General features: G+C 60.4%; 1 protein-coding gene. It reads left to right on the top strand.

Annotation, left to right across the window (positions count from 1 at the left end; all coding sequences use genetic code 11):
- Nucleotides 1-84: 84 nt before the first annotated feature.
- Nucleotides 85-1,311, top strand: coding sequence for an IS256 family transposase (locus tag HIJ39_RS22925; RefSeq protein ID WP_169103340.1), 1,227 nt, complete (start codon nucleotides 85-87; stop codon nucleotides 1,309-1,311).
- Nucleotides 1,312-1,416 lie beyond the last annotated feature (105 nt).

The raw sequence follows: 1,416 nt of genomic DNA, 5'->3' as shown, positions 1-1,416 counted from the left end.
CCGCTTGCCGCTACGCGGCAAGCCCCGAGACCAAGGTCTTGGGCTAGTAGGCTAATTCTTTTTATACGAGGAGGTCCGAATGGGATGACTACCCCTACTGTGCCACTGTTTGAATTACTCCGCAAGGCGGGAGTGGATGACACCGATTTTCTCCGCGAGGCGGTGGAATGGTTTGTACAACAACTGATGGAAGCCGAGGTGACCCAACAGATTGGCGCCGGGCCGCATGAACGGACCGCCACGCGCACCAACAGCCGCAATGGGTATCGGCCGCGAACCTGGGAGACACGGGTTGGCACCGTCCAGTTAGCAATTCCGAAGCTCCGCCACGGCACCTATTTTCCGGAGTTCCTCGAGCCCCGGCGGCGTAGTGAGCAAGCCTTGGTATCGGTGATTCAAGAGGCGTATGTGCTGGGCGTGAGTACCCGGAAAGTCGACCAGTTGGTTCAATCCTTGGGCATGACCGGCGTCAGTAAGTCCCAGGTCTCCGCCTTATGCCAAGGCCTGGATGAGCGCGTCCAGCGATTCAAGCAGCGACCCTTGGAAGAGACGTATCCCTATGTCTGGTTGGATGCCAAGTACGTGAAAGTGCGCGAAGGTGACCGGGTGGTGAGCATGGCCTTCGTGGTCGCGACCGGCGTCGCCCAGTCGGGCGACCGGGAGATCTTGGGCTTTGACATCGGGTTGAGTGAAGACGCGGCCTTTTGGACGGCCTTTCTCCGGGATCTGGTGGCGCGCGGCCTCCGCGGTGTGCAGTTGGTCATCAGTGACGCCCATACGGGCCTTCAAGCGGCGATTCGGCAGGTGTTGCAAGGGGCCAGTTGGCAACGCTGCCGCGTCCACTTTATGCGGAACCTCCTGGTGCATGTGCCCAAGCAGGCCCAAACGATGGTCGCCGCCCTCGTGCGCACCATCTTTGCGCAACCGGATCAGACGACGGCGCGGGCCGAACTCAAGCGGGTGGCGGAACACCTGGAGGAGCGGTTTCTCCGAGCGGCCACCCTGTTGGCGGAGGCCCAAGACGACATTTTGGCCTACATGGGGTTCCCCCATGAACATTGGAAGCAGATTGCGTCGACGAACCCGTTAGAGCGGCTCAATCGGGAGATTGGCCGCCGAGCCGATGTGGTGGGTATCTTTCCCAACCGGGACGCGGCATTGCGACTCGTGGGGGCCGTGTTGATGGAGTACAGCGATGAATGGGCGGCGTTCCCGCGCCGGTATTTCAGTCAGACGTCGATGGAAAAGCTCCGCGCCGGCGCGAACGCGCCGGACGAGTTGCCGGAGTCTTCGCAACAAAAGCTCGCGTAACCGGTCACCAGGAAACCGAGTTTTTACACCACTAGTATACTAATTCTGGAACCTCACGGTTCTGAGACCTCATCTCTCAGCGGCTGTCGGGGTACCACGCATTTA

This window comes from Sulfobacillus harzensis, assembly GCF_012933365.1.
Taxonomy (GTDB): Bacteria; Bacillota; Sulfobacillia; order Sulfobacillales; family Sulfobacillaceae; genus Sulfobacillus_B; species Sulfobacillus_B harzensis.
The sequence above is the reverse complement of the archived record's forward strand: the minus strand, read 5'-3'. Positions and strand labels throughout refer to the sequence as shown.

Bases quoted from the DNA above. Each gene is read 5' to 3' on its own strand.
- HIJ39_RS22925 (WP_169103340.1), top strand. From the start codon at position 85: ATGACTACCCCTACTGTGCCACTGTTTGAATTACTCCGCAAGGCGGGA.